The sequence below is a fragment of the Bradyrhizobium sp. 1(2017) genome, from assembly GCF_011602485.2.
Taxonomy (GTDB): Bacteria; Pseudomonadota; Alphaproteobacteria; order Rhizobiales; family Xanthobacteraceae; genus Bradyrhizobium.
The window spans coordinates 5,670,164-5,692,432 of sequence record NZ_CP050022.2; the positions used below are offsets into that span (position 1 = coordinate 5,670,164).

Annotated in this window: 21 protein-coding genes; 9 read left to right on the top strand and 12 right to left on the bottom strand. The window is 64.6% G+C overall.

Features of this window, described 5'->3' with window-relative positions; genetic code table 11:
- The first annotated feature begins 2 nt into the window (after positions 1-2).
- Positions 3-779, top strand: a complete 777-nt coding sequence (locus tag HAP40_RS26920) for a cyclase family protein (RefSeq protein ID WP_166814898.1) — start codon at positions 3-5, stop codon at positions 777-779.
- A gap of 10 nt (positions 780-789) precedes the next feature.
- Here HAP40_RS26920 and HAP40_RS26925 read toward each other — a convergent pair whose 3' ends face one another.
- Both HAP40_RS26925 and HAP40_RS26930 read right to left on the bottom strand, forming a co-directional pair.
- Positions 790-1,518 carry a Crp/Fnr family transcriptional regulator gene (locus tag HAP40_RS26925; protein WP_166814897.1) on the bottom strand — a complete coding sequence of 243 codons (729 nt, stop codon included), beginning with the start codon at positions 1,516-1,518 and terminating at the stop codon, positions 790-792.
- Positions 1,519-1,798: 280 nt separating this feature from the next.
- Positions 1,799-2,512, bottom strand: coding sequence for a helix-turn-helix domain-containing protein (locus HAP40_RS26930; RefSeq protein ID WP_166819350.1), 714 nt, complete (start codon positions 2,510-2,512; stop codon positions 1,799-1,801).
- 86 nt (positions 2,513-2,598) lie between these two features.
- Between HAP40_RS26930 and HAP40_RS26935 the strand changes: the two genes are divergently transcribed.
- The gene (locus HAP40_RS26935; RefSeq protein WP_256380464.1) at positions 2,599-2,724 is read left to right on the top strand and encodes a hypothetical protein; all 126 of its coding nucleotides are present in this window, start codon (positions 2,599-2,601) and stop codon (positions 2,722-2,724) included.
- Between the two features lie 6 nt (positions 2,725-2,730).
- Here the strand turns inward: HAP40_RS26935 and HAP40_RS26940 are convergent, their stop codons facing one another.
- Genes HAP40_RS26940 through HAP40_RS26950 form a run of 3 tightly spaced genes read right to left on the bottom strand, consistent with a single transcriptional unit; the run spans position 2,731 to position 5,744 of the window.
- On the bottom strand, positions 2,731-3,834 hold the full coding sequence (locus HAP40_RS26940) for an ABC-type transport auxiliary lipoprotein family protein (protein WP_166814896.1): 1,104 nt from the start codon (positions 3,832-3,834) through the stop codon (positions 2,731-2,733).
- 3 nt (positions 3,835-3,837) lie between these two features.
- On the bottom strand, positions 3,838-4,605 hold the full coding sequence (locus HAP40_RS26945; RefSeq protein WP_166814895.1) for an ABC transporter ATP-binding protein: 768 nt from the start codon (positions 4,603-4,605) through the stop codon (positions 3,838-3,840).
- 2 nt (positions 4,606-4,607) lie between these two features.
- The gene (locus tag HAP40_RS26950; protein WP_166814894.1) at positions 4,608-5,744 is read right to left on the bottom strand and encodes an ABC transporter permease; all 1,137 of its coding nucleotides are present in this window, start codon (positions 5,742-5,744) and stop codon (positions 4,608-4,610) included.
- A gap of 57 nt (positions 5,745-5,801) precedes the next feature.
- On the opposite strand from HAP40_RS26950, the gene HAP40_RS26955 reads away from it, so the two are divergent.
- Entirely contained in the window at positions 5,802-6,197 is a 396-nt protein-coding gene (locus HAP40_RS26955) for a DUF883 family protein (RefSeq protein ID WP_246741310.1), read from the top strand.
- Entirely contained in the window at positions 6,198-6,683 is a 486-nt protein-coding gene (locus HAP40_RS26960; RefSeq protein ID WP_166814893.1) for a phage holin family protein, read from the top strand.
- 6 nt (positions 6,684-6,689) lie between these two features.
- Here the strand turns inward: HAP40_RS26960 and HAP40_RS26965 are convergent, their stop codons facing one another.
- Positions 6,690-9,383 (bottom strand): bifunctional acetate--CoA ligase family protein/GNAT family N-acetyltransferase, encoded by a 2,694-nt coding sequence (locus HAP40_RS26965; RefSeq protein ID WP_166814892.1) that lies wholly within the window; start codon positions 9,381-9,383, stop codon positions 6,690-6,692.
- Positions 9,384-9,443: 60 nt separating this feature from the next.
- On the bottom strand, positions 9,444-10,283 hold the full coding sequence (locus tag HAP40_RS26970; RefSeq protein WP_166814891.1) for a universal stress protein: 840 nt from the start codon (positions 10,281-10,283) through the stop codon (positions 9,444-9,446).
- A 194-nt stretch (positions 10,284-10,477) separates the two neighbouring features.
- On the opposite strand from HAP40_RS26970, the gene HAP40_RS26975 reads away from it, so the two are divergent.
- The 3 genes from HAP40_RS26975 (at position 10,478) to HAP40_RS26985 (ending at position 13,826) form a co-directional block, all read left to right on the top strand.
- Complete coding sequence (locus HAP40_RS26975; RefSeq protein ID WP_166814890.1) at positions 10,478-12,022, top strand: AAA family ATPase; 1,545 nt, start codon at positions 10,478-10,480, stop codon at positions 12,020-12,022.
- A gap of 11 nt (positions 12,023-12,033) precedes the next feature.
- A complete protein-coding gene (locus tag HAP40_RS26980) occupies positions 12,034-13,005 on the top strand; it encodes a CHAD domain-containing protein (protein WP_166814889.1) in 972 nt (323 codons plus the stop codon).
- Between the two features lie 92 nt (positions 13,006-13,097).
- Positions 13,098-13,826 (top strand): CBS domain-containing protein, encoded by a 729-nt coding sequence (locus HAP40_RS26985; protein WP_166814888.1) that lies wholly within the window; start codon positions 13,098-13,100, stop codon positions 13,824-13,826.
- A gap of 25 nt (positions 13,827-13,851) precedes the next feature.
- Here the strand turns inward: HAP40_RS26985 and HAP40_RS26990 are convergent, their stop codons facing one another.
- The 3 genes from HAP40_RS26990 to HAP40_RS27000 form a co-directional block, all read right to left on the bottom strand.
- Complete coding sequence (locus HAP40_RS26990; protein WP_414645409.1) at positions 13,852-14,310, bottom strand: RidA family protein; 459 nt, start codon at positions 14,308-14,310, stop codon at positions 13,852-13,854.
- 21 nt (positions 14,311-14,331) lie between these two features.
- A complete protein-coding gene (locus HAP40_RS26995; RefSeq protein WP_166814887.1) occupies positions 14,332-16,017 on the bottom strand; it encodes a benzoate-CoA ligase family protein in 1,686 nt (561 codons plus the stop codon).
- A 148-nt stretch (positions 16,018-16,165) separates the two neighbouring features.
- Positions 16,166-16,684 (bottom strand): MarR family winged helix-turn-helix transcriptional regulator, encoded by a 519-nt coding sequence (locus tag HAP40_RS27000; RefSeq protein ID WP_008568331.1) that lies wholly within the window; start codon positions 16,682-16,684, stop codon positions 16,166-16,168.
- A 251-nt stretch (positions 16,685-16,935) separates the two neighbouring features.
- Between HAP40_RS27000 and HAP40_RS27005 the strand changes: the two genes are divergently transcribed.
- Together HAP40_RS27005 and HAP40_RS27010 are read left to right on the top strand one after the other, a co-directional pair.
- On the top strand, positions 16,936-18,111 hold the full coding sequence (locus tag HAP40_RS27005) for an ABC transporter substrate-binding protein (RefSeq protein ID WP_166814886.1): 1,176 nt from the start codon (positions 16,936-16,938) through the stop codon (positions 18,109-18,111).
- A 29-nt stretch (positions 18,112-18,140) separates the two neighbouring features.
- On the top strand, positions 18,141-18,596 hold the full coding sequence (locus HAP40_RS27010; RefSeq protein WP_166814885.1) for a cupin domain-containing protein: 456 nt from the start codon (positions 18,141-18,143) through the stop codon (positions 18,594-18,596).
- Positions 18,597-18,605: 9 nt separating this feature from the next.
- Here the strand turns inward: HAP40_RS27010 and HAP40_RS27015 are convergent, their stop codons facing one another.
- Complete coding sequence (locus HAP40_RS27015) at positions 18,606-19,856, bottom strand: flavin-dependent oxidoreductase (protein WP_334270713.1); 1,251 nt, start codon at positions 19,854-19,856, stop codon at positions 18,606-18,608.
- 51 nt (positions 19,857-19,907) lie between these two features.
- On the bottom strand, positions 19,908-22,259 hold the full coding sequence (locus HAP40_RS27020; protein WP_166814884.1) for a bifunctional salicylyl-CoA 5-hydroxylase/oxidoreductase: 2,352 nt from the start codon (positions 22,257-22,259) through the stop codon (positions 19,908-19,910).
- Positions 22,260-22,269 lie beyond the last annotated feature (10 nt).

Consider the following 22,269-nt stretch of genomic DNA (forward strand, 5'->3'; position numbering starts at 1 on the left):
CCATGCCGCGGAAGCTGATCGATATCTCGGTGCCTCTCAAAAACGACGTGACAGCCGATCCGCCAGGCAACCATCCGACGATCCAGTACATCGATCACCAGCAGGGCCTGCCGCGCATGTTGCAGTTCTTCGATGGTCTGAAGGCGCAGGATCTGCCGGACGGCCAGGGCTGGGCCGTCGAGCAGGTCTCGCTGTCGACGCATAACGGAACACATCTCGATGCGCCCTGGCACTTTCATCCGACCATGAACCGCGGCGAACGATCATGGACGATCGACGAGGTGCCGCTGGAATGGTGCTTGCAACCCGGCGTGAAGCTCGACTTCCGGCATCTACCCGACGGCTACGTGGCCGGCGCCGGCGATGTCGAGAAGGAGCTGAAGCGCATCGGACACACGCTGTCGCCGCTGGAGATCGTCGTCGTCAACACCAGTGCCGGCGCAAAATTCGGCCGAGCCGACTACGTCAATTCCGGCTGCGGCATGGGCTATGAAGCCACCATGTACCTGCTCGAGCGCGGCGTCCGCCTGACCGGCACCGACGGCTGGAGCTGGGACGCGCCGTTCGTCCATACCGCGAAGAAATATGCCGAAACGAAGGATGCCGCTCTGATCTGGGAAGGTCACAAGGCGGGGCGGCATATCGGCTATTGCCATCTCGAGAAGCTGCACAATCTCGATCGCTTGCCGTCGACCGGATTCACGGTCTCGTGCTTTCCGGTGAAGATCGAACGCGCCTCCGCGGGCTGGACCCGCGCGGTCGCCATCATCGACGATTAGGTCCGAGCTCTCACTCGCCGCCGAGGCCGCTCTCGGCGAGCTCGCGCAGCGCATCGGTATCCAGCACGACGATGGCGCCGTGTTCGAGACGAACCCAGTTGCGACCAGCCCAGGCGCGCAATTGCTTGTTGATGCTCTCGCGCGTCATCCCCACCATCTCGCTGATCTCCTGCTGCGTGATGGCGAGCGTGCCGCTGCCGGAGTCGAGCTTGCGCTCCTCGGTGAGACCGAGCAGCGCGCTGGCGAGCCGGCCCGGCAGGTTCTGGAGGATCACCTGCTCGACCTGCTGGCTGGTCCAGCGCAGGCGCGCACAGAGCAGCTCGATGAACTTCATCGCCAGCGCCGGCTGGCTCTTCACGAACGGCAGGAAGTCCCGGCGGTCGATGATGTAGAGTTCGCAATTGGTGTTGGCCGTGGCGTCGGCCGATCTGGGCGCGCCGTCGAGCACCGCGATCTCGCCAAAGATTTCTCCCGGCCCGATGAGATTGAGAATGGCATTCCGTCCGTCCGGCGACGAGGAGGAAATCTTTACCGTCCCTGTGATCACCGCGAACAGATTATTGCCGGGGTCGCCCTTGGCGGCGATGGTCGCACCGCGCTTCACGGTGGTGAGCTTGGCATAGCGGCAGAGCTGATCGAGCGCGTCCGGCTCCAGATCCGCGAAGATCGGGTGCTTGCGCAGGACCGATAGTTTGTTGCCCGCCGACTGTCGGGGGTCGCCGGTCTTGTCCTGAGGCACGCCGCGGCTCCTGAGACTGCGAGGCACTGGGGTTCCTGCGTAGTCAACGTTATCAGGCTTTTCAACCGGAAAGCAGGGCCTCGATTTTGGCCAATTGTCGCGAAAAACGCCGTGGTTGGCCGCAAGGCAGCATCTGAGCGAGGCGCCGATGCGTTTGGGTCGATGCAGAGTTGCAGGTAACGCAAGTCCCGATTGCGTTGAGGCGCTGGCGACCGCGCAGACCGACCGGGCCCCGGTGGGTGGGCGGCGTCACCACCGGGCGCGCGCTCCCGACGGAAGATCAGGCCGCGGCCAGGGCCTCGACGCGCGCGGGGTCGCGCAGGCTGACCGCGCCATGAAGGATTTCGATGGCGCCCTGGCGCTCCAGCTTGGTGAAGGTGCGGCTGACGGTTTCGATGGTCAGGCCGAGGTAATCGGCAATGTCCTGCCGGCTCATCGGAAGCGGCACCGTGTCCCGCGATCCCCCAAGTACCGACAGGCGCTGGCGCCAACCGAGCAGAAAGGTCGCGACCTTTTCGTCCGCAGAACGGCGGCCGAGCAGGACCATGTGGTCGCGCGCCTGGCTCAACTCGCGAATCGCGAGCTCGTTGATCCGCCGCAGCAGCTGCGGCCGGTCCGCGATGAAACGGCCGAAAGCTGTCTTGCCGAACTGGCACACCGTCGCCGCGCCGATCGCATCGGCCGAAAAATTGTGGCGGCCGGACAAGCTCATCCCCAGGAAATCGCCGGGCAAGGCGAAGCCGACGATCTGCCGGCGGCCGTCGGGCAACAGCTTGTACAGCCGCATGACGCCGTCGAGGACGTTGTAGAACGAGGTCGTGATGTCCTCCTCGGAGAACACGGTCTCACCCGCATCAAAATGGACACGGCGCCCCAGGTGCTCGAATTCCCCGAGCTCGGCGGCATCCAGCGACGCGCACACCGCCGCTCCACGGACGGCACAATCGCTACAGACATGTCCGTTTGGCTCAATCGGGACCACGGAAGGCTTCATCCATCGCTCCAAGCGTCCGGCTCTAGCTCGGCCCCCGGGCCGGGTTGCCACGCACCCTGCATTTTACTGCGCCAGGGCAACGCCGCTTGACTCAGGTCAATTTTGTCGGACTTCCCCGCTCTCTTCTGGACCCGGAATTCGACGGGACCGCCTTCGAGCTCAACCCGGACCAGATCCACGACTTCCTGTCCTACCTGAAGACGCTGGAATAGCGGGCGTCACACGGCCTGCACGGTCCAGCCGATCAGCTCCTCCGCGATCCGGGCAAAAGCCGCGTCAAACGCTCCCACCGCCGCAGCCGGCTCGAGCTTGTCGAGCTTCTCGCTGGTCTCGACGAGGCGCGAGGCGATCACCTTGCCATTCCTGTCGACGATTCGTGCCGACAGTGCGATCTCGACCCGTGTCCCGCCCTCCGTGGCGATCCGGAAGCGCCTGATGTCGATCAGGAGCTGGTAGTCCGCCTGCCCGAGATCGGTCGTGCGCAGCGGCGCGTGGGCAATGTCGTAGTTCTCGAAACTGTCGATCAGGCGCGCCTGCACCAGCTTTGGAATGCTGTCCGCCCAAAGGAAATCGGCAAAGCCTGGATTGTCTCCAACCGGCGCAAACAGCATGCGCTGGGTCTGGAGCATCGCGACCGCGGTCGGCTCGGGAATGGCGAGCGATGCCGACAGCGTCTTGCCGCCCGGCGCCAGGTTCTGCGGTGTGCGCAGGTCATAGGTGATCTTTTGCGCCGGCGCTCCGCCGCCGGTCATCTTCTCGAGGCCCGCCAGAATGCCGTCGATCTTGCCGGTGTTGCGCGCGAGCCCGTCGGAGAACGTTTTCAGATTGGCGATGGTGTCCTTCAGCGGGCCGGAATTGTCCTCCAGCACGGTATCGACCCGCCGTAGCGCATCGCGCGCGGCCTGCGTCATGCTCTGGCCTGCGCCGGCCTCGGCAATCAAGGTCAGCGGCTCGCCGGATTTGGGGGCGATGACGCCGCCCTCCAGCGTCACCACGGGTACGCCGGTCAAGCCCTGGAAATCGAGCCCGACCTTGGTGTCGGCGCGCACGGGCGTCGCCGCAGCAACCGAGATCGTCGCATTGACGACGCGCGAATTACCCGGCGCAAGCCCGAGTTGGGTCACCTCACCGACGCGGATGCCGTTGAACAGGACGCCGGCACCGACGAGCAGGCCCGGCACCGGTCCCTGGAATTGCACCTGGTAGTTCGTCCGCGGCCCGATACCGCCGGTGTTGTTCAGCCAATAGACGAAGCCGAACACCGCCAGGATCGCGGCCATCACGAAGGTGCCGACCAGCACGTAAGGAGCGCGGGTTTCCATGTGTCATCTCATTTCGTGTTGCAGCATCTGCGAGCGCTTGCCGTGGAAATAGGCGCGCACCCAGGGATGCTCGGATTGCAGCAATTCGCGCATCGGGCCGATCGCCACGATCTTGCCGTCGGCGAGCGCGGCGACGCGGTCGCAGACCGTGGTCAGGCTCGCCAGATCATGGGTGACCATGAACACGGTCAGCCCCAGGGTCCTTTGCAGCGTCTTGATCAGCGCGTCGAAATCGCCGGCGGCGATCGGGTCGAGGCCGGAGGTCGGCTCGTCCAGAAACAGGATCGGCGGGTCGAGCGCGAGCGCGCGCGCCAATGCGACGCGCTTGGTCATGCCGCCCGACAGCTCCGCCGGATATTTGTCCGCATCCTGCGCCCGCAGCCCGACCATCTCGAGCTTGGCGATCGCAATCTCGTCCATCAGCTCCTGCGACAGGACGAGATTTTCGCGCAGGGGAAACTGGACGTTCTGCCTCACCGTCAGCGATGAGAACAGCGCGCCCTGCTGGAACAGGATGCCCCATGTCGTGGCGGCACCTTGGGCGCGGCCGCTGATCGGCCGTCCCATGACCTCGATGGTCCCGCTTCGGCGCGGGATGAGGCCAATGATGGTGCGCATCAGCACCGACTTGCCGCCGCCCGACGCCCCGACCAGCCCAAGGATCTCTCCGCGGCGGACGTCGAGCGACAATCGGTCGAGCACGGTCTGGCGGCCGAAGCCGACCACGAGATCGCGGACGCGGATCGCGAACTCCTGCTGTGGTTCAGCCATCGTCACATTCCGATCGAGGCGAAGAAGATCGCGAACAGGCCGTCGAGCACGATCACCAGGAAGATCGACTTCACCACCGACGTCGTGGTCTGCCGTCCCAGCGACTCCGCACTCCCCTTCACGCGCAGGCCTTCGCTGCAGGCGACGATCCCGATCACGAGCGCCATGAACGGCGCCTTGAGGATGCCCACCTCGAAATGGGTGACGGAAATGGCTTCGTGCAGCCGTGCGACGTAGATCGCCGGTGCCATGTCGCCATAGAACTGCGCAACCAGCCCGCCGCCATAGAGCGCGGCGATGGAGCCGATGAAGGCGAGGATCGGCAGCGCGATGACGAGGGCGGCAACGCGCGGCAGGATCAGGACGTCGACTGGATCGAGCCCCATGGTCGAGAGCGCGTCGATCTCCTCGCGCATCTTCATCGACCCGAGCTCGGCCGTGTAGGCGCTGCCCGAACGGCCCGCGACCATGATGGCAACGATCAGCACGCCGAGCTCGCGCAGCACCAGGATGCCGACCATGTCGACGGTGTAGGATTCCGCGCCGAACCTGCGGAAATGGAAAAATCCCTGCTGGGCGATGATGGCGCCGATCAGGAAGGTGATCAGCACGACGATGGGAATCGCCTGCCATCCGATCCGGTAGAGCTGATAGACCAGAGAGGTTAGCCGCAGCGATTTCGGCCGGCGCAGCACGCCGATCACGGCCATGAACAATGCACCGAGCATTTGAAGAAAGATCGTGATGTCTTCGCGCGCACCGACCGTGGACTTGCCGAGTTCGCCGAGCCTGAGCAGGACCGGATTCAACGGGGCAGCCGGCGCCGGCGTGTCGCGATTGACCTGGCGCACCTCGTCCATCAGGCCGCTGAAATGATCGGCGACGCCGACCAATTCAGCCGATCTGCCGGACGATGCAGCCCTGCGCGACAGCTTCTCCAGGACCCAGGCGCCGAGCGTGTCGAGCGCGCTGACGCCGGACAGGTCGAGGGTCACGGCCCTGGATCGATCGACATCGGCCCCGACCGACCGGGACAATGTTTCGAGCGTCACCACATTCGCTGCGGTCCACGGCCCTTCCGGGCGCAGTTTCAGCACATCGCCGGAGGGCGTCGCCAGCAACAGCGGTTCGGAGTTCACGCTTCCACCTCATCGAGACAACTGGTCCCCATTGAGCCGCGAGTTCTAGGCCAGCATGTGGCGGCCGGATTGACCTGTCTCAAGACCACGGTTGCGCCGCACTCCCTTGACGCAAATCAAGCATGGCTGCTGCCGCGGGTCCTAGGTTCGCCGGCATTCAACGAGGGCATCAAATCCATGTTCGACAGCGACAGGATGAGCGACGAGCTGCGGGCGCTGAAGGTTGACGTCACGCGCCTTTTGAACACCGCCGGCGAGGAAATCTACGACGGCGCGAAAGATCGCGCCGAAGCACTAGCCGACCAGATCAGGGCCGCCCTCGCCGAGCTCGGCGAGACCGTCGAGGAAGAGCAGGAGCAACTTCAGGGCCTCGTCGCGGATCGGCCGATCACGTCTCTCGCCTCCGCCTTCGCGCTCGGCGTGGTGGTCGGCTTCATGCTGAGGAGGCATTAGGTGAATACCGAGAACGTCGTCAAACATCTGCGCGTGCTGTGGCGGACCGACAGGATCATTGCGGACATCAGGCTGCGCCATCTGTTGATGGGGCTTGGCCTTCGCGCCTTCGCAGCTTTGATCGCCGTGTTTGGACTCCTGATGCTGGAGCTGTCGGCCTACTTCGCACTGGTGCAGATCTGGAACGCGATCGCTGCAGCCGCGATCCTCGGCGGCATCAACTTCGCGATCGCCGCGGCGCTGTTCCTGATCGCCGGCCGCGCTCCGTCAGGGCGTGACATCGAGCTCGCCAATGAAATCCATGACGCCTCCATCGAGGCGCTCCAGATCGAGGCGCGCGCGCTCCAGGCCCAGGTGTCGGGTGCCGTGCATCATCCGCTCAGCACGATCGTGCCGGTGCTGGTGCCGCTGATCGCGATCATCGTCAAGACTCTGCGGAAGACAGCCAGGGAATCCGCCTCCTCGCCGTCTGAGGCGGGATCCTAACCCCGTTCAAAGCTTGAGTCTGACGTCGCAGATGTCAGGCTCGGTGGGGTCCGGCTTCACCTCAAAGCCGAGTTGCCGGCACATGTCGAGCATGACGATGTTCTCCTGGAGCACGTCGCCCGATATGGTCTTCAGCCCCTCCGACTTCGCGTAGTCGATGATCAGCTGCATCAAGGCCCATCCGAGGCCCCTGCCCTTGAGATCCGATCGCAACAGGATGGCGTATTCGCCGCTTTCGTAGATCGAGTCCGAATGCAGCCGGACGACGCCGACCATCTCGCCGGTCTCCTCGTCGAAGGCAATGAAGGCCATCGCGCGCGCATAATCGAGCTGGGTCAGGCGCGCGATGAATTCGTGGGTGAACTCCTTCATCGGAGCGAAGAATCGCAGGCGAAGATCGTGCGCGGTCACGTGACGCAGGAATTCGTGGATGGTCGGCTCGTCCTCAGGGCGCAAGGGACGCACGAAGATGCGCCAGTCATCCTTGAGCTTGAGGTGGCGCTCCCACTGCGACGGATAGGCCCGAACGGCGAAGTTGGCCGGGCCGGAGCCGGCGAATTTCCGCTGCGGCGGCCCGACGGCGACGCGAGCATCGACCGCCGTCACCCCGGTTTCGTCGGCGAGCAGCGGGTTGATGTCGAATTCGCGGATCTCGGGAATGTCAGCGGCCATCTGCGCCAGCTTGACCAGCACCATGGCGACGGCGTCGGGCTTCACCGCCGGCACGTCCCGGTAGGCGCGTAGCAGCCGTGACACGCGCGTGCGGTCAATCAGGTCGCGGGCGAGCTGCAGGTCGAGCGGCGGCAGCGCAAGCGCCTTGTCGTTGATGATCTCGACGGCCGTCCCGCCTCGGCCGAAGACCACGACGGTTCCGAAGGTCGGATCGTCGGCAAGGCCGAGGATCAGCTCGCGCGCCTTAGCTTTGACCACCATCGCCTGCACGATGACGCCGCCGATGCGGGCTTCGGGCCGCAGCCTCCTCGCTCGATCGAGAATGTCGGTGGCGGCCGCGCGCACGGCATCCGGCGTAGTCAGATTGAGGACAACGCCGCCGACATCGGATTTGTGGACGATGTCGCGCGACATGATCTTCAGCACGACGGTCCCGCCTTGCGCAAATATCTCGTTCGCACAGGTCACTGCCTGCTGGACGTCGGCTGCGGAATGGGTCGGTACCATCGCGATGTCGTAGGCTTCGAGTAGATGCTTGATCTCGACTGGCTCGAGCCATTGGCGGCCGTCCGCGATTGCGGCCGTGACGATCTGGCGGGCGGCTTGCGCATCGGGCACGAATGTGTCGGGCATCGCAGGGGGAACCTGGCTCAGCTCCTCCACCACTTCGCGGTGACGGACCAGATGCATGAAGCCGCGCACGGCGTCATCCTCGGTCGGATAGTTCGGCATGCCGGCGCCGGAGAGCGCCTGAATGATGTTCTGATCGGCCCCGACCCAGGCGGCCAGCACAGGCTTCGCCCATCGGCGGTGCTTCTCGCGGTATTTTCCGACGAGCTCCGTCACGGTCGCCGCGATCTCGGCAGCCGAGGCGATCGCCGTTTGCACATTGAGGACGAGGACCGCGTCGTTGTCGGGATCTGCGAGCAGCACCTCCAGCGCAGCGGCGTAGCGCGAGGCATCGGCATCGCCCACGATGTCGACGGGATTTGCACCGGACCAGGTCGGCGGCAGCGCGGCATCGAGCTTCTTGCGGGCGTCCGCCGAGATAGAAGCCGGAATGCCCCCGAGCTCGACCAACCGATCGATGGCGAGCACGCCGATGCCGCCGCCATTGGTCAGGATGGCGAGGCGCTTTCCCGTCGGCGATTCGACGCGGCCGAGCGTTTCGGCGCAATCGAACAGCTCACGCAAGTCGGAGACCCGCAGGACGCCCGCGCGGCGGAACGCGGCGTCATAGACCGCGTCGGCGCCGGCGAGCGCGCCCGTATGCGTGGCCGCGGCCTTGGCGCCCTGCGCCATGCGGCCGGACTTCACCACGACGACCGGCTTCACACGCGCGGCGGCGCGCGCCGCCGACATGAACTTGCGCGCGTCCTTGATGGCCTCGATGTAGAGCAGGATCGCGCGTGTCTTGTGATCCATCGCGAAATGGTCGAGCAGATCGGCAAGGTCGACGTCGATCTGGTCGCCGATCGAGACGATGCCGGAGAAGCCCACGCCGCGCTGCGCCGCCCAATCGACCATGCCGGCCGCGATCGCGCCCGATTGCGAGATCAGCGCGAGATTGCCCTCGCCCGGCATGTGCGCGGCGAAGCTGGCATTCAGGCTCACCCCCGGCATCATGATGCCGAGGCAGTTCGGACCGATCAGCCGCATGCCGTATTTGCGCGCCGCTGCGATTGCAGCCTCGTACAGGGATCCCGGCGCATGGCCGAGGCCGGCCGAGACGATCAACGCGCCCGCCGAGCCGCGACGTCCCGCCTGGTCGATGATGCCGGGAACCTCGCGCGCGGGCGCGGTGATGACCACGAGCTCGGGGACGAAAGGCAATTTGTCCAGGCTCTTCACCGCGGCGATGCCGCCGATCTCGGCGTGGCGCGGATTCACCAGACCAAATTGTCCCTCGAACCCGGCTTTGCCGATGTTCTCCAGAACGGCGCGTCCCACGGAGCCCGGACGGGCGCTAGCGCCGACGAGGGCAACCGAACGTGGCGACAGCAGATTCTTCAGGCGATAGGTTGACATGAAGGCAAATGCACCCGTTTGGCGCCGGTTCCGATGTTTGGCGATAAGTCTGGAAACAGCCTAGTGCGAAATCATAACCCAGCACGGTGGTTGGCCAATGACGGTCTTTGTCACACCGCCCCAGATCGTCTCGTTCAGACGCGAATGATGATAAGCGCCCATCACGATTGCATCGATGGCATGGGAATTCGCCCAACTTCCCAACACCTTGCCGGTCGAGCTGCCGCCGCATTTCGCAGTTTCGAAGGAGGCGTGAACACCGTGTTCCCTCAAATGGTCGACGAGAGCCGCTGCGGACTGCACGATCGCCTCGATCTTCTCGTCCGTCACGGTCACCACGCGGACCGATGCGGCCGCCTGAAGGACCGGTAGCGCATCGCCCACCGCACGCGCTGCACGCGCGGAGTGATCCCAAGCGATCATCACGTTCTCGAATTCCGGCCGCAGCGCGTCCACACACTGTTCCGGGCAGAGCAGCAGCGGCCGTCCGGACTCGAACAGGAACGCCTCGATGATGTGTTCCGTTCGGCTGTCGTGCGGCTTCACCGGGAGCAAGGTGAGATCGCTGAAGCGCGCGTGTTCGGCCAGGATCGACGCGATCTGGTCTGCCGGCACCTTGGCCGAGCGGCCATGGGCGCGAATGGCGGCGCGGGACGACGCGTCGGTGAACACATTCAGGAGCCGCTGCGTGTCGTTCACCTGGCACGAGCCGCTGGCCTCCGCGAAATCGGGGTCGGAGGGCTGCAGCACTTTTGGCCGCACGACAACATCTTCCTCGAGCGCAAGCGCGGTGATCCTGGCGCCGAGATCGGCGGCGACAGCCACGCATTTCTCGATCGCAGCGAGCGCCGGCCCGTGCGGCTGGCCGACAAGCGGCAGAAAGACGTCCTTGATGGCCATCGGGATTCTCCTTGGCCGCCAGAATAGGCCGGCTCTCGTCTGGACGCTTGATCCTCGTCAAGGCCGGGGATTCCGGCAGGAAGCCGGAGCGCGGTGGTTGACCGAAGTCAAGGACTGGCCGCGATCCCGTTCTAGGGATTAACCTGCTTGCAGCCCGGACCGCCCGTCCGACGCATCTGGATGTGCCAGCAGGAATGAGAGACGAGTCTGCGACCCAGGACTGGATTTTTGCGGCTCTCACCGATCCCGCCGTGCATCCCGGCGTGAGGCGAATCGATACGCATGCCGCCTCGGTGTTTCTCGACGGCGAGCGCGCACTGAAGATCAAGCGGGCCGTGCGGTTTCCGTTTCTCGACTACTCGACGCTCGCAAAGCGCAAGGCGGCCTGCGAGGAGGAGATCAGGATCAACCGGCCGCTGGCGCCGCAGATCTATCACCGCGTGGTGGCGATCGCCGAGGAGCCGGACGGGTCGGTGCAGATCGACGGCCCCGGCCGGCCGATCGAATATGCGGTCGCCATGTCGCGCTTCGACGAAAGCCAGACGCTGGATCATCTGGCCAAGGCCGGCCCGCTGGACGAGGCTCTCGCCTCGGCCGCCGCCGACGCGATCGTGGCTTCACATGCGGCAGCGACCCGCTCCGACGGCAAGGCGTGGGTTGCCTCGATCCCCGGCCTGATCGACGGGAACGACAGCGGCCTGCGGACCGGCAACCATCTCGAAGCTGATGCGATCGGGCAGCTCGGCAGGGCCTCGCACGCGATGTTCTTGCGCCTTCGGCCTTTGCTCGAGGAGCGCGGCCGCCGCGGCTTCGTGCGGCGCTGCCACGGCGATTTGCATCTTGCGAATATCGTGTCGATCGACCAACGGCCTGTGCTGTTCGACGCCATCGAGTTCGATGCGGGAATCGCAACTGTCGACGTGCTTTACGATCTCGCATTCACATTGATGGACCTGTTGCGCCACGATCAGGCACGCGCGGCCAACATCGTCCTGAACCGATATCTCGCTGCGACGCCGACGGGCAATCTCGACGCGCTCTCCGTCTTGCCGCTGTTCATGTCGATCCGGGCGGCGATCCGCGCTCAGGTGGCGCTGGCACGGCTGAAGCCGCCGCATTCCGGCGATGGCGGCATCGTCGACGACGCACGGCGCTATTTCGACCTTGCTCAGGCGCTGATCCATCCTCCCGCTCCCCGGCTGATCGCCGTCGGAGGATTGTCCGGCACCGGAAAGACGGTGTTGGCGCGCGCGCTCGCACCAAGCGTCGCGCCACAGCCGGGGGCAATCGTGCTGCGCAGCGACGTCGTCCGCAAGCAGATGTTCGGGGTCGATGACACGCAGCGGCTGCCACCATCCGCCTACACGCCGGAGTTCGCAGCCCGCGTTTACGACACGTTGGCCCGAAACGCCGGGCGGGTGCTGACGCAAGGCCATTCGGCGATCATCGACGGCGTCTTCGCCCGAGAAGAGGAACGAGATGCAATTGCGGCGCTGGCGCGCGAGTGCAACGTGCCGTTGAACGGCCTATTCCTGGCTGCGGATCTCGCGACGCGGCAGGCGCGAATCGGAGGCCGCCGGGACGACGCATCCGACGCCACGCAAGAGGTTGCCGCGCAGCAGGAGCACTATAATATCGGCCATGTCGGTTGGGCGACCATCGATGCATCCGGGACACAAGAGCAGACGCTCAAGAGCTGTCAGGACGCAATCGCCGAGGGCAACAAGGCATCTGATTGACGCGGGCAAGGATGGCGCGACCCAGCACGACCTCGACGTCCGCTCGCGCCATGCCGTCGGCACGGCGTAGCGCCCTGCCCGGGCGCCTCAGTCCCGGCATGGCCTGCGACACGGCGTTCCGGATCATCGCCCGCCGCCACCTCGATGCCGTGCTCGCCCAGCACGACGGCACCTGCCGCGGCGATCCAGACGCCCTGCACCAGATCCGGATCGCGCTGACGCATCTGCGCACTGCCATTCGCTTCTTCTCGCCGATGGTCGACGACACGCTGCGGCCGCATGTCTGGGCCGAGCTGAAATGGCTCAACAGCCAGCTTGGCATGGTGCGGGACCTCGACGTGGCGATCGAGCGGGTCGTCGCCGAGAGCGCCGACGAGCTTACCGTAATCGCCGAGCTCCAGCATTGGGACGAGAAGCGCGCCGAGAGCCACCGCTTGCTGGCGCGCGCGCTGCAATCCGCGCGCTATCGCCGCCTGGTCGAGCAGACCTCGGCCTGGATCGAGAGCGGCCCCTGGTCGACCCGGCGCAGCAAGGAAGCCATCAGATGGCGTCGCACCTCGCTCGCCGACCATGCAACGGCGCGACTGACGGCGTGGGAAAAGACGCTGCTCAAGAAGGCCCGGAAGCTGAGCAAGCTCGACGTCGAGAAACGACACAAGTTGAGGCTTCTCAACAAGCGGATGACCTATTCGGTGGAGTCGCTCGCGGATCTGTTCGCAGACGGGGCGGCGGCAAAGCAGAAGTCCATCCTCAAGCAATTGCGCAAGGCACAAAAGTCGCTCGGCCAGTTGAACGACGATGCGCGCGGGCGAGCCCTGGCGGCCTCGTTGAATGAAATCGTCCCCGAGGCAGGGATTCGCTTCCTCGACCGCAAGCGGGAAAAGAAGCTGCTTCGAGTCGCCTCGAAAGCCTACCGAAAGCTGGACAAGGCGCGGCCGTTCCGCTCCTCAGACCTCGCGCCGAACCTGGAGTCCGAGGACTAGGTGTTATCCCTGTTGACTTGGGTCAAACTCCTCCGCAGCCCCTGATCTATGCTTCGCATATCAATATTTGCGTGAACTTGCGGAGCTTTCCCATGCGCGCCCACCAGATCATGACCCGGTCGGTCATCTCGGTTACCCCCGACACCAGCATCGTCGAGGCGGCGAACATCATGCTGAAGCGACATGTCAGCGGCCTCACGGTGGTCGACGAAACCGGCAGGCTGGTCGGCGTCGTCTCGGAGGGGGATTTCATCCGCCGCAGCGAAATCGGCACCGGACGCAAGCGGGGACGCTGGCTGAGATTCATCCTCGGTCCCGGCAAATCGGCCGGCGACTTCGTCCACGAGCACGGCCGCAGGGTCGCGGAAGTGATGACGGCGGCTGTCGTGACCATCACCGAGGATACGGCGCTTGCAGAGATCGTGGATCTCATGGAACGGAACAACGTCAAGCGGCTGCCGGTGGTGCGTGGCGACAAGGTCGTCGGGATCGTCTCCCGCGCCAATCTGCTCCAGGCCGTGGCGGGGCTCGCCCGCGAAGTTCCGGACCCGACGGCGAATGACGATCACATCCGCAGCCGCATCATCGACACCATGGAGAAGAACGATTGGTGCCCGTTCGGGCTGAACGTCATCGTCCGCGACGGCATCGTTCACCTCAGCGGCGTCATCACCGAGGAACGGACGCGGCAGGCGGCCATCGTCGCGGCTGAGAATGTCGTGGGCGTGAAGAAAGTGCACGACCATCTTTGCTGGGTCGACACAATATCGGGAGTCTATCTGAACTCACCCGAGGACGACCAGCTCGCCAAGGCGGGCTAACCAAAGCAAGCGATCGCAGCGGAGCTCAGCGAGGAATGACGGCGGTGGCCTCGATTTCGATGCGCGCCGCCTTCTCGACGAGCCGGACGACCTGGACCAGCGCCATAGCGGGATAGTGCGCGCCGAAGACGTCGCGGTAGACCTTGCCCAGCTCCTTCAGATTGGCCAGGTACTCGTCCATGTCGACGACGTACCAGGTCAGGCGCACGAGGTGTTCGGGCCGGGCACCGGCTTCAGCCAGGATCGCGGCGATGTTGGCCAGGGTCTGGCGCACCTGCGCGACGAAGCCGTCCGCGAGACGCTCTTCGGCATCCCAGCCGATCACCCCGCCCGTGACGACGATGCGCCCCTCGGCAGCCATGCCGTTGGCGTAGCCCTTCGGCACCGGCCAGCCGGACGGCTGGAGGACCTGCGCCTTGGGGCGGGTTTCGTGCTCGGCTGCCGTCGGCAGCACCGTAAGCTGCGGGCCTTTTGGCGTCGTCACGGACAATTCTCTATCCTTCTCTCATTCGGCCGCGACGCCCGAGGACGTCGCCTGCGCCAGCTGCCGCAGGGCAAAGCGTTTCAGCTTGCCGGTCTCGGTCTTCGGCAATTGCGCCACGAATTCGATCGCGCGCGGATATTTGTACGGCGCGATCTCGCGTTTGACATGCTCCTGCAGCTCGGTCACGAGCTGGGCGTCCGGCGTCACACCGGGCGCGGCAATGACATACGCCTTCACGATCATGCCGCGCGCCTCGTCCGGCGCTCCAACCACACCGCACTCGACGACCGAGGGATGCGTGAGCAGCGCCGCCTCGACGTCGGTGCCCGCGATGTTGTAGCCGGCCGACACGATCATGTCATCGGAGCGCGACTGGTACCAGAAGTAACCGTCGGCATCCATCAGGTAGGTGTCGCCGGTGACGTTCCAGCCGTTCTGGACGTATTTCCGTTGCCGCTCGTCGGCAAGATAACGGCAGCCGGTCGGACCGCGCACCGCGAGGCGGCCCATCGTGCCCGGCGGCACATCTCGGCCCTCGTCGTCGACGATCTTGGCCTCATAGCCCGGCACCGGCTTGCCGGTCGCGCCGGGACGAATCTCGTCCTCGGTGGCGCTGATGAAGATGTGCAGCAATTCCGTCGAACCAATGCCGTCCATCAGCTTGATGCCGGTGGCCTTGAACCAAGCTTCGAATGTGGGCTTCGGCAGCGTCTCACCGGCGGAGACGCATTTGCGAAGCGAGGAGATGTCGCGGCCTGCGAGCTTGCCGATCATGGCCCGGTATGCGGTCGGCGCCGTGAAGCAGACCGTGGTCCTGTACTGCTCGATCGCATTGAGAATGTCGTCCGGCGTCGTCTTTTCCAGCACCACGAAGGAGGCGCCGATATGCATCGGAAACAGCACACCACCGAAACCGAAGGTGAAGGCGAGCGGCGCCGAGCCGACGAAGCGGTCCTTCTGCTCGGCGCGCAGGATGTTGCGCGCGTAGCCGTCGCAGACCGCCAGCATGTCCCGGTGGAAATGCATGGTGCCCTTGGGATCGCCCGTCGTACCCGACGTGAAGGCGATCAGGCAGACGTCGTCGGAGGCGGTATCGACGGCCCTGAATTCCGGGCTCGCATCCGCGATCAGCGCTTCGAGCGAATCCGGCGCTCCGTTGCCCCAATAGACCACGTGCTTGATACCCGGCGCTGCGGATTTCGCCTTCTCCATCTCTTCGGAGAGCTTTCCGTCGCACAGCGCGAGCGTGATTTCGGCCTTCTGGATCGGATATGACAGCTCCTTGGCGCGCAGGAGCGGCATGGTGGCAACGACGATGCCGCCAGCCTTGATGACGGCGAGATAGGTCGCGACCATCATCGGATTGTTGGCCGAGCGCAGCAGCACGCGCCCGCCCGTCACCAGGCCCAGTTTGCCGACGAGCACGTTGGCGATGCGGTTCACGAGCGCCTGCAGCTCGCGATAGGTGTAGCTGACCACAGGACTGACGACGCAAGGCGCATCGCCGTGGCTCTGCTCGACCCAGCGATCGAGGAAGTAGCTGACGCAGTTCAATCGCGCTGGATAGATCAGCTCCGGCCGCGTGAAGATGAAATCGGGCCAGAGCTCGCGCGGCGGCAGATGTTGCCGCGCGAACGTATCGACATGGGCCGTCACGGCATTGCCGTCACACGAACCCGACACTTGAACCTTGGCGGCGTTGGCCATCGCACGCTCCTTTCAGCATGGATTGCACCCGGCAGCACGATCTGGAAAACATTTTAGGCTTAAAACAATTTGGCGCAATAGCGGATTTTGGGCATGGCGTGCTTTTTCCTGCGGCAAAAGGGATTGGCGGCCTGTCCCGCCTGCGCAGTTACGGCCGGCGGCGCGCGGCCGATTTCTGCGCCGACGCCTTGGTCTTGGCCAGGAGCCGCATCAATTCGCGGACATCCTTCGGCGTCAGGTCCGCGAAGAGATCGGCGATCCAGGTTTCGTGTTCCGCAGCCATCCTGCGAAACTCGGCGCGACCGAGTTTCGTGAGGCGGATCACCTGGACGCGGCGGTCCGTTTCCGAGGTCCGCCGGTCGAGATGACCGGATTCCACGAGACGCTCGACGAGACCGGTGACATTGCCGTTCGACACCATCATGCGCTTGGAAACATCGGACAGCGTCATGCCATCGGGCGCCTTGTCGAGCTGCGCCATCAGATCGAACCGGGGCAATGTGACGTCGAACCGCTGCCGCAGCCGGCCGCGAACCTCGCCCTCGATCAGGGTGGTACAGGTGAGGAGCCGCAGCCACAGCCGAAGCTCTTCGGCGTGGTCCTCCGGCGTTTCGACCGCCTTGGTCTCGGAATCGAGCATGTTGATGCAGTCACTCACGGCGGGCATTGGCGCCAGCACGGATTCCCCAACGTTTTGAGCTTCAAATAAATCGGAGCCGGCTGCAAGTGGAAAGCTGCAACAATCGACCGCATGTCGATTTCTTTAGGCTTCAAACAATTGGCGCGCTGCTTGCATGCGCTGCTGTCCCGCAGGATGTAACGCGTCGCGCTCGGCTTGCCGCGGCGGCCATCATCGGCATAAGCTTGGATTGGAGTACGTGGCTTGCAATGCGAGCCAATCGTCACGAGGGACAGATCATGAAGACGCAAATGACCTTGGCCGCAGCCGCCATGCTGCTCGGCACCGCGATGAGCCCTGCCCTCGCCCAGGAGAAAATCAAGCTGGGTGTGGTCGTGACCCTGTCGGGACCTGCCGCTGCGCTGGGCCAGCAGGTCCGCGACGGCTTCGCCCTCGCGGTGAAGGATCTCGGCGGCAAGATGGGCGGCCGCGACGTCGAGGTCGTGGTGGTCGATGACGAGCTCAAGCCGGACGCGGCGGTGACCAAGGTCAAGGGCTTGCTCGAGCGCGACAAGGTCGACTTCGTGGTCGGCCCGATCTTCTCCAACATCCTCCAGGCGATCCACAGGCCGATCACGGAATCGAAGACCTTCCTGATCAGCCCCAATGCCGGTCCGTCGACCTTTGCCGGCAAGGACTGCAACCCGTTCTTCTATGTGACGTCCTATCAGAACGACCAGGTGCACGAGATCCTCGGCAAGGTCGCGCAGGATCGCGGCTACAAGCGCATGTACCTGATGGTCCCGAACTATCAGGCCGGCAAGGATTCGGTGGCGGGCTTCAAGCTCGACTACAAGGGCGAGATCGTCGAGGAATCCTACATGCCGCTGAACACGCTCGACTTCCAGCCGGAGCTGTCCAAGATTTCCTCGCAGAAGCCCGATGCGCTCTTCACGTTCATGCCGGGCGGCCTCGGCGTCAATCTCGTCAAGCAATACCGGCAGGCGGGCCTTGCCGACACCATTCCGGTGCTCTCCGCTTTCACGGTGGATGAATCGACCCTGCCCGCGCAGCAGGACGCGGCGGTTGGCATGTTCGGCGGCGCGAACTGGGCGCCCAATCTCGACAACCCGCAGAACAAGAAGTTCGTCACCGCCTATGAGGCCGCCTATAACGGCGTTCCCGGCACCTATGCTTTCCAGGCCTACGACGCCGCGATGCTGATCGACAGCGCGGTCAAAGCCGTGAAAGGCAATCTCTCCAACAAGGACGCGGTCGCCGCCGCCTTGAAGAAGGCGGACTTCACCTCGCTGCGCGGCGCCTTCAAGTTCAACACCAACGGTTATCCGATCCAAGACTTCTATCTGACCAAGGTTGCCAAGCGGCCGGACGGCAAGTTCCAGACCGAGATCGTGCAGAAGGTCTTTGAGAACTACGGCGACCGCTATGCCAAGGACTGCAAGGCGGCAAACTAAGCCGAGCGTCGCGTCAAGGGAGGACTTCAATGAGCAACGAAATCACCGGCATCACGCGGGCGAACGAGGGAATCCAGGGCATTTCGTGGAACATCCTCGGCCAGACCTATGTGCCGAAAAGCAAGACGGAACACAGCTTCTCCTGGCATGCGACACTGCCGCCGGGCACGTTCGTGCCGCCGCATATTCATCCCGACCAGGATGAGTATCTCTACATGCTGGAGGGCAAGCTCGACTTCATGCTCGGCAATTCGGAGGCGCAGGCCACCGCGGGCGACCTGATCCGCCTCGGCATGGGCGTGCCGCACGGCATCTTCAACAAGTCGGAGCAGACCGCAAAAGTGCTGTTCTGGGTGTCGCCGACCAAAAAGCTGTTCGACCTGTTCTGGGGCCTTCACAACATGAAGGAGCAGAAGCCCGAGGACGTGGTGGCGATGGCCGCCGAGTTCAACATCCACTTCCTGCCGCCGCCGCCCGGCGGCTAGCAGCGCGTCTTAAGCACGCACCGCCGCAAGTCCCGGCACTGCGGCGAAGCCTGCCTTGGTGGCATAGCCGCGCACGATGGCTTCGCGCTGGGAGTAGCTCAGCACGTTGTCGACATTGTCAAACCCATCGGGCGCGAGCTGCTCGACGGCGTCGATGACGCCTTCGGGGCCGCCGCGGCGGTTGGAGCGGACGATGTCAGCCGTCATCGGCAAGCGCTTCTTTTCGTATTCAAGCAGCGCCTGGCGCGGGTGGTCGGCGCGCACCAGCGCATCGGCAAGGCAGCGCGCGTCGAGGATCGCCTGCGAGGCGCCATTGGAGCCGACCGGATACATGGGATGCGCGGCGTCGCCGAGCAGCGTGACGCGCCCGGACGACCAATAGGGCAAGGGATCGCGATCGCAGGTCGGATATTCGTAGAATTCCGGCGTCGCCGAGATCAGGCTCTTCACGTCGATATGGGGAATCGAGAAGCGCGCGACATGCGGCATCAGTTCCTCGCGGCGGCCCGGCCGCGACCAGTCTTCTTTCCGCGGCGGCGGAGCGTTACCCTCGCCGACCTTCACCAGGACTGCCCAATTGGTCAGGCGGCTCGCCGGGCCCGATCCTTCTGCGATCGGATAGATCACCACCTTGGCATTGAGACCCCCGGCCACGATCATGGATTTGCCGGTCAGGAACAGCGGCCAGTCGCGCGCACCGCGCCACAGCATCAGGCCGTTCCAGCACGGTGGCCCCTCGTTCGGGAACAGCGTGTCGCGGACGCGCGAATGGATGCCGTCGGCGCCGATCAGGATATCCCCCCGCGCGGTGTGAACGTGTGCGCCGGCGCGATCAAAGAAATAGGCGGTGACGCCGCCCTCGTCCTGCGTGAAAGCGCCGAGCCGGCAGCCGGTGTGTATCGCTGCGTGTCCGAGCCGCTCCTCGACCGCGCGATGGATGACGCCCTGAAGGCGGCCACGATGGATCGAGAATTGCGGCACGTCGTGGCCGGCGTCGATGCCGCGGGCTTCGCGCCAGACCTCCTGGCCGTGGCGATTAAGATAATAGAGTTGATCGGTGCGGATCGCGACGTCGTCGAGCTTCTGCAACAGGCCGAGTCCTGCCAGCTCGCGCATGGCATGCGGCAACGTGTTGATTCCGACGCCGAGCTCGCGAATGGTGTCGGCCTGCTCGAAGATCTCGCAATCCAGGCCGCGCGAGCGCAACATCAATGCCGTGGTGAGACCACCGATACCGCCACCGACGATAATCGCCTTCATCGCCCAAACTCCACTCGAAACACAGGCAATGCGTTAACGTCGCACGGGCGGTCACTCCGCCGCAAGCGGCTTTGTCGCCTCCGCCTTGAGCTCGGCCCGGGTCTTGGGCTTAGCCTTAATTCTCAGCTCCTCCAGGTCCTGGCGGTCGCGGACGCTGTTGCGGAAAATTTGATCCTTTCCGGGCAGATATTGCGGCGGGCAGAACGCATCGTTTGCCCCGTACCAGGCCGCCGCCTTCATGGTGAAGAAGGGATCGACCAGATGCGGGCGGCCGAGCGCGACGAGATCGGCCCGGCCGGCGGCCAGAATGGTGTTGGCCTGGTCCGCCGTCGTGATGTTGCCGACGCACATGGTGGCCACGCGCGCCTCGTTGCGGACCTGGTCCGAAAAGGGCGTCTGGAACATGCGCCCGTAGATCGGCTGCGCGTCGCGAACAGTCTGGCCGGTCGAGACGTCGACGAGATCGACGCCGGCCTCGGCAAAGGCGCGCGCGATGGCGACGGCATCGTCGCCCGTGATGCCGCCGTCGGCCCAGTCGGTGGCGGAGATGCGCACCGACATCGGCTTGTGCAACGGCCACACCGCGCGCAGCGCCTCGAAGATCTCGCGCGGGAAACGCAGACGGTTTTCCAGCGAACCGCCATAGTCGTCGGTGCGGGTGTTGGTCAGCGGCGAGATGAAGCTCGCGAGCAGATAGCCATGGGCGCAGTGCAATTCGAGCATGTCAAAGCCGCAGCGCTCGCCGCGCTCGGCCGCCGCCACGAAAGCTTCCTTCACCGCGTTCATGCCGGCACGATCGAGCTCGCGCGGCACCTGACTGTCGGGGAAATAGGGCAGCGGCGATGCCGAAAAAACCTCCCAGCCGCCCTGCTCCAGGGGACGATCCATGCCGTCCCACATCAATTTGGTCGCGCCCTTGCGGCCCGCGTGCCCCAGTTGCAGGCAGATCTTCGCAGCCGAATTGCCGTGGACGAAATCCACGATCCGACGCCAGGACGCCTCCTGCTCGTCGTTCCACAGGCCGGCGCAACCGGGCGTGATCCGGGCATCGCGGCTGACACAGGTCATCTCGGTGAAGATCAATCCGGCGCCGCCGATCGCGCGCGAGCCGTAATGCACCAGATGGAAGTCGGTCGGCACGCCCTCCTTGGCCGAATACATGCACATCGGCGACACCACCGCGCGATTGGCGAGCTCCATCTCGCGCAAGCGGAGCGGCTGGAACAGCGGCACCATCGGCCGGTCGGTGTCGACATCGAAGCCGCTGCTATGCACCTGCCGGGCGAACGACTTCTCGACCTCAGCCACGAAATCCGGCGCGCGAAGCTTCAGATTGTCATAGGTGATCGCCTTCGAGCGCGTCATCACGCCGAATGCGAACTGCACGGGATCGAAGTCCCAGAAGCGATCGACGTGCTCGAACCACACCAGCGAGACGTCGGCGGCATGCTGCGTCTTCTCGACCTCCTCGCGGCGACCGTGCTCGTAGACCTCGAGCGCGGCCTTGACGCTGGAGGCCTTCTCCATTGCGTCGGCCAGCGCGATCGCATCCTCCATCGCGAGCTTGGTGCCCGACCCGATCGAGAAATGCGCGCTCGCCTTGGCATCGCCGAGCAGGACCATGTTGTCCTTGACCCAGCGCTTGCTGCGGATCATCGGGAAGTTGCGCCACATCGAGCGGTTGGTCAGCAGCTGGTGCCCGCCGAGGAACCAGCCGAAAATCTCCGCCATCCGCGCGGCGGACTGGGCTTCGTTCAGCCCTGTCAGCCCGGCCCGCTCGAACGTCTCGGGGTCCGTCTCGAAGATCCAGGTCGAATGCCCAGCCTCGTACTGATAGGCATGGGCAATGAACGGTCCCCACTCGGTTTCCTGGAAGATGAAGGTGAAGGCGTCGAGTGGCTTGGTCGAGCCCATCCAGGCGAACTTGTTAGAGCGGATGTCGACCTCGGGCTGGAAATGATCGAGATATTTCTCGCGGAAGCGGCTGTTGATGCCGTCCGCGAGCAGGATGAGGTCGGCGTCGGCGAAGCGGGATTCATCGTCGATATCCACTTCGAAATGCAGGGCAACGCCCAGCTCTCGCGCGCGCTCCTGGAGGATCAGCAGCAGCTTCTGCCGTGAGCAGCCGCAAAAGCCGTTGCCGCCGACCCGATGCACCGTGCCGCGGAAATGCACGGCAATGTCGTCCCAATAGGCGAATTCCTGGGTGATGCGGCGGTAGCTCGGAAGATCGTGCTTCTCGAAATTGTCCAGCGTGGCATCGGAGAACACCACGCCGAAGCCGAAGGTGTCGTCGGCCCGATTGCGCTCATACACGGTGACTTCGGCGCCCGGGCGCTGCTTCTTGAGCAGGATCGCAGCGTAGAGACCTGCAGGTCCACCACCGATGATCGCGACTTTCATGGGAGCCTCG

What these genes read in the sequence shown, in the direction of transcription:
- HAP40_RS26970 (WP_166814891.1), bottom strand. Translation starts at nt 10,283, where the DNA reads ATGGCCATCAAGGACGTCTTTCTGCCGCTTGTCGGCCAGCCGCACGGG.
- HAP40_RS26945 (WP_166814895.1), bottom strand. Translation starts at nt 4,605, where the DNA reads ATGGCTGAACCACAGCAGGAGTTCGCGATCCGCGTCCGCGATCTCGTG.
- HAP40_RS26920 (WP_166814898.1), top strand. Translation starts at nt 3, where the DNA reads ATGCCGCGGAAGCTGATCGATATCTCGGTGCCTCTCAAAAACGACGTG.
- HAP40_RS26965 (WP_166814892.1), bottom strand. Translation starts at nt 9,383, where the DNA reads ATGTCAACCTATCGCCTGAAGAATCTGCTGTCGCCACGTTCGGTTGCC.
- HAP40_RS27020 (WP_166814884.1), bottom strand. Translation starts at nt 22,259, where the DNA reads ATGAAAGTCGCGATCATCGGTGGTGGACCTGCAGGTCTCTACGCTGCG.
- HAP40_RS26940 (WP_166814896.1), bottom strand. Translation starts at nt 3,834, where the DNA reads ATGGAAACCCGCGCTCCTTACGTGCTGGTCGGCACCTTCGTGATGGCC.
- HAP40_RS27000 (WP_008568331.1), bottom strand. Translation starts at nt 16,684, where the DNA reads ATGCCCGCCGTGAGTGACTGCATCAACATGCTCGATTCCGAGACCAAG.
- HAP40_RS26985 (WP_166814888.1), top strand. Translation starts at nt 13,098, where the DNA reads ATGCGCGCCCACCAGATCATGACCCGGTCGGTCATCTCGGTTACCCCC.
- HAP40_RS26975 (WP_166814890.1), top strand. Translation starts at nt 10,478, where the DNA reads ATGAGAGACGAGTCTGCGACCCAGGACTGGATTTTTGCGGCTCTCACC.
- HAP40_RS26930 (WP_166819350.1), bottom strand. Translation starts at nt 2,512, where the DNA reads ATGAAGCCTTCCGTGGTCCCGATTGAGCCAAACGGACATGTCTGTAGC.
- HAP40_RS27010 (WP_166814885.1), top strand. Translation starts at nt 18,141, where the DNA reads ATGAGCAACGAAATCACCGGCATCACGCGGGCGAACGAGGGAATCCAG.
- HAP40_RS27005 (WP_166814886.1), top strand. Translation starts at nt 16,936, where the DNA reads ATGAAGACGCAAATGACCTTGGCCGCAGCCGCCATGCTGCTCGGCACC.
- HAP40_RS26995 (WP_166814887.1), bottom strand. Translation starts at nt 16,017, where the DNA reads ATGGCCAACGCCGCCAAGGTTCAAGTGTCGGGTTCGTGTGACGGCAAT.
- HAP40_RS27015 (WP_334270713.1), bottom strand. Translation starts at nt 19,856, where the DNA reads ATGAAGGCGATTATCGTCGGTGGCGGTATCGGTGGTCTCACCACGGCA.
- HAP40_RS26980 (WP_166814889.1), top strand. Translation starts at nt 12,034, where the DNA reads ATGGCGCGACCCAGCACGACCTCGACGTCCGCTCGCGCCATGCCGTCG.